A 4636-nucleotide genomic window follows, 5' to 3' on the forward strand; every position below is an offset into this window, starting at 1 on the left:
TCATAGTTAACCTAACTTTCTTCATTGTCCGTAACCTCCGATATATGGAGATTATGCCAGACATTTTCCTCTTTGGGACATTTTTCTCTGTTAACACTTAAGACATTATCACTTGTTAAACACATTTTGGCCAGCAAAAAGACAATAAATATTTGACAAAGGGCCGGTTGATGCCTTAAACTCTTTTACTGTAGATAGAAAACTTTTTTCATTGTTTTTTTATCTCTTACATAATTACGATTAATAAATCAGACTGACAGTCCTGCTTTAAGGCGACCTTAGCGAGTTAATGATGGTGGAAGATTAACACAAGCCGGCGAGCGATCAGCTGCCGATTGGTCTGAACGGGGGCCGGCACGATAAGCCGGCAGGAGTGGGGCCCTTCGGGGCTCAATTTAGGTGGTACCACGATAGTCTCGTCCTATTTTAGGATGAGGCTTTTTATTTTAGCGAAAGGATTTTTACATATGCGGGTTAAGGATACGCTGAACCTGGGCAAGACCAAGTTCCCGATGCGGGGCAACCTGCCCAAGCGGGAAGCAGAATGGGAAAAGAACTGGGAAGACCAGAAGTTTTACGAAAGACGCTTGAAGCTTAACGAAGGCCATGAAAGATTCGACCTTCACGACGGCCCTCCATTTGCCAACGGCAACATCCACATGGGTCACGCCTTGAACAAGATCACCAAGGACATCATCGTTCGGAGCAAGAACATGGAAGGCTACTATGCTCCTTATGTTCCAGGCTGGGATACCCACGGCCTGCCAATTGAGCAGCAACTGACCAAGCAAGGCGTTGACCGCAAGACCATGGACCGGGCTGCTTACCGGGAATTGTGCCGGAAGTTTGCCATGGAGCAGGTTGAAAAGCAGCGGACCGACTTCAAGCGCTTGGGCGTCATGGGCGACTGGGACCACCCTTACATCACCCTTTTGCCGGAATTTGAAGCTGCTGAAATCCGGGTCTTCGGCAAGATGTACGAAAATGGCTACATCTACCAAGGCAAGAAGCCGGTTTACTGGTCCTGGTCCAGTGAATCAACTTTGGCTGAAGCCGAAGTTGAATACCACGACGTGGAATCACCATCAATCTACATCTCCTTCCCGGTCAAGGACGGCAAGAGCAAGCTGAGTGAAGAGAACACTTACTTCTTGATTTGGACGACCACCCCATGGACTATTCCTTCCAACCAAGGGATCGCCGTCAACCCGAAGTTTGACTACTCAGTCGTTGAAGTCGGCGACCGCCGCTACGTTGTTGGCACTGACCGCTTAAGCGCCGTAGCCGAAATTTTGGGCTGGGACGACTACAAGACTGTTCAGCACCTTAAGGGGACGGACATGGAATACATGGTGGCCAAGCACCCTTACATCGAAGGCCGCGACAGCCTTTTGATGGAAGCCGTCTACGTTACTGACGATGATGGTACCGGCCTGGTCCACACCGCTTCCGGCTTTGGTGAAGACGACTACAACACCGCCATGCGCTACGGCTTTGACGTTTTGTCACCAATGGACAACAAGGGCTGCTTCACTGAAGAAATCCCTGACCCGGACCTGGTTGGCAAGTTCTACACTGACACCAACGAAATCGTTAAGGAAAAACTGGCAGCTGCCGGCAACCTTTTGCACTACAGCACCTTTGTCCACTCCGCCGCTCACGACTGGCGGACCAAGAAGCCGGTAGTCTACCGGGCAACCACTCAATGGTTTGCCTCAATCTCCAAGTTCAGAGACCAGATCCTGGACCAGATTGAAAAGACCACCTTCTACCCGGCCTGGGGCAAGACCCGTCTTTACAACATGATCAAGGACCGGGGCGACTGGGTAATTTCCCGCCAACGTGCCTGGGGCGTGCCTTTGCCGATCTTCTACGCTGAAGACGGCACGGCTATCGTGACTCATGAAACGATCGAACACGTGGCTGACCTCTTTGCCAAGGAAGGCTCCAACGCCTGGTTCACCCACCCGGTTGAAGAACTTTTGCCAGAAGGCTTTACTTCAGAACACTCACCAAATGGCAAGTTCACCAAGGAAACTGACATCCTGGACGTTTGGTTTGACTCCGGGTCATCCTGGAGCGGGGTTCAGGCTCTGGGCAGAGACGTGCACTACCCGACTTCCATGTACCTGGAAGGCAGCGACCAATACCGGGGCTGGTTCAACTCCAGTTTGATCACCAGCGTGGCGACTAACGGGGTGGCTCCTTACAAGTCAGTCCTGTCTCAAGGCTTTACTTTGGACGGGCAAGGGCGGAAGATGTCCAAGTCATTGGGCAACACGATCGCTCCTAACGATGTCATCAAGCAAATGGGGGCTGAAATCATCCGCCTCTGGGTTGCTTCCGTTGACGCATCCGGTGACGTTGGCGTGTCAATGGACATCCTGCGCCAGGTTTCAGAAGGCTACCGGAAGATCAGAAACACCTTCCGCTACATGCTGGCCAACACGGCTGACTTTGATCCGGAAAAGGACCGGGTAGCTTACAAGGACCTGCGCAAGATCGACCAGTACCTGGAAGTCAAGCTCAACGACTTGGTTGCCGAAAGCATCGTCAACTACGACAAGTATGACTTTGCTGACGTTTACAAGTTAGTCTTCAAGTTCATCACCAACGACCTGTCCGCCTTCTACCTGGACTTTGCCAAGGATGTCCTCTACATCGAAGGCAAGGACAGCCACGCCCGCCGGTCAATGCAGACGGTGATCTACGATGCCGCTGTCAAGCTGGCTAAGATCCTGGCACCAATTTTGCCGCACACCATGGGCGAAGTTTGGGGCTACTTGAAGGAAAATGAAGAAGACGTCTACCTGTCCAACTTCCCTGAAATCGAAGATTACGCTAATGCTGACGACTTGAAGGATAGCTGGGGCGAATTCATGAAGCTCCGCGATGACGTTCTGAAGGCTCTGGAAGAAGCCCGGGACCAAAAGCTGATCGGTAAGTCCTTCGAAGCCAGCGTGACCGTTTACCCAAGTGAAGAAACCAAGGCTGCCTTGGACAAGCTGGCTGGTGAAGACTTCCGGGAAATCTTGATCGTGTCCAACTTGGTCATGGGTCAAGGAGAAGTACCGGCTGACGCCAAGAAATTTGACCACGCCAGCGTCCTTGTCCGCCGGGCCGAAGGCGAAGTCTGCCCACGCTGCCGGATGTACCGGACTGACCTGGGTGCTGACAGCCGTCTGCCGCAATTGTGCGGCCGCTGCGCATCTATCGTGGTCAGCGATCACCCGGAAGTACTTGAAGAAGGCTTGGAAGACTAATGCGGACCGGAGTTGTAAAGCAATTTGCCGAAAAAGCAAGTTTCGGCTTTATCGAAGACGATCAAAATCACAAATCATATTTTGTCTTTTATACCGCCATCAAGGAGGAGGGCTATAAGAGGCTTGAAGTCGGCCAGCGGGTGAGATACCAGCTTGCCCAAGGTAAACACGGCCTGCAGTGCATCAACGTTTACTTGGCCAAAGACTAAGCAAAGGAATGACATATGGATTTAAAGGAAACTGAAATTTCAACGAAGGAGGCTTTCCACGGCAGCTTCATCAACCTGCGGGTTGAAAACGTGATGCTGCCAAATGGGAAAACCGCCTCCAGAGAGCTGGTCGACCACCGGCCTGCCTCAGCGGCCATCTGCATCAACGATGAAAAGAAGATGCTCCTGGTTACGCAATGGCGGGAAGCAATCAAGCAGCTGACTCTCGAAATTCCAGCCGGAATGGTTGACGCTACCGACGTGAGTCCCTTGGATGCAATGAAGCGGGAGTTAAATGAAGAAGGCGGCCTGAAAGCCGAATACTGGGAAAAGGTTGCCGAATTCTACACTTCACCAGGATTTTGCAATGAAAAGCTGTACCTCTTCTACTGTGACACGCTCAGCCCAGTGGCTGACAAGCTGGACCTGGACGAGGACGAATTTTTAACGGCAGAATGGTACAGTCTTGAAGAGTTAAAGAACCTGTTGACAGAGGGCAAAATTGTCGACGCGAAGACCATTTATGCTATTTCCGTATGGGAAAACATGCTGCTGACCGGTTCAGAAGGTTAGACTATGACAGAGAAACGTTCCGATTACCGCCGCCGCCAGGCAGAACAAGCAGAAAAGGCAAATAGACAGGAAGCAGCTGATTCAGCTGCTTTTCCTGCTTTTAAGCAGAACCAGGAGCAGAAAGCCCTGAAGGCAGAAAGGCTGAAAAAAAGGCTGAATTTTGCTATCCTGGTCGTGTGCCTTTTAATCATCCTGGTTTGGGTGATTTTATTGAAATTTTAAATTGAATTGAGGATTACCGATGAAAATTGCAATCGTTGTGCCAATGGCTGAAGAAGCTGAATTTTATCATCAATACTTTTCCTCAGGTAAAAAAGAAATGTTCGGTTCAACTGAATTCGGGCATTTTTCCGTTGCCGGCAACGATCTTTACCTGGGCTTGACTGGGATCGGCAAGGTCCAGGCGGCCATGAACCTGACCAGCCTTTTGGCCAAGGAAAAGATGGACCTGGTCATCATGACCGGGTCAGCCGGGTCTTTGCAAAAAGATGTTCAGCGGATGGACCTGGTTTTGCCAAGCGAATTTGCCTACCACGATGCCCACAACACTTCAGCGGGCAACTATGTCGAAGGGCAGATTCCGCAGGAACC

At 50.9% G+C, this 4636-nt stretch carries 5 protein-coding genes; all 5 read left to right on the forward strand.

All coding sequences use genetic code 11. The features are described from left to right. The first annotated feature begins 467 nt into the window (after nucleotides 1–467). A complete protein-coding gene (gene ileS / locus ACI32D_RS00005) occupies nucleotides 468–3263 on the forward strand; it encodes an isoleucine--tRNA ligase (RefSeq protein ID WP_439774636.1) in 2796 nt (931 codons plus the stop codon). Further along, complete coding sequence (locus ACI32D_RS00010; protein WP_439774637.1) at nucleotides 3263–3472, forward strand: cold-shock protein; 210 nt, start codon at nucleotides 3263–3265, stop codon at nucleotides 3470–3472. Before ileS ends, ACI32D_RS00010 begins: the two co-directional genes overlap by 1 nt. A 15-nt stretch (nucleotides 3473–3487) precedes the next feature. After that, complete coding sequence (locus ACI32D_RS00015) at nucleotides 3488–4045, forward strand: NUDIX hydrolase (protein WP_439774638.1); 558 nt, start codon at nucleotides 3488–3490, stop codon at nucleotides 4043–4045. Nucleotides 4046–4048: 3 nt separating this feature from the next. After that, on the forward strand, nucleotides 4049–4267 hold the full coding sequence (locus tag ACI32D_RS00020; RefSeq protein WP_439774639.1) for a hypothetical protein: 219 nt from the start codon (nucleotides 4049–4051) through the stop codon (nucleotides 4265–4267). Between the two features lie 19 nt (nucleotides 4268–4286). Next, nucleotides 4287–4636: 5'-methylthioadenosine/S-adenosylhomocysteine nucleosidase family protein (locus ACI32D_RS00025; protein ID WP_439774640.1), on the forward strand; the 350-nt coding region annotated here is incomplete at its 3' end.

This window comes from Lactobacillus sp., assembly GCF_051873315.1.
Lineage (GTDB): Bacteria > Bacillota > Bacilli > Lactobacillales > Lactobacillaceae > Lactobacillus.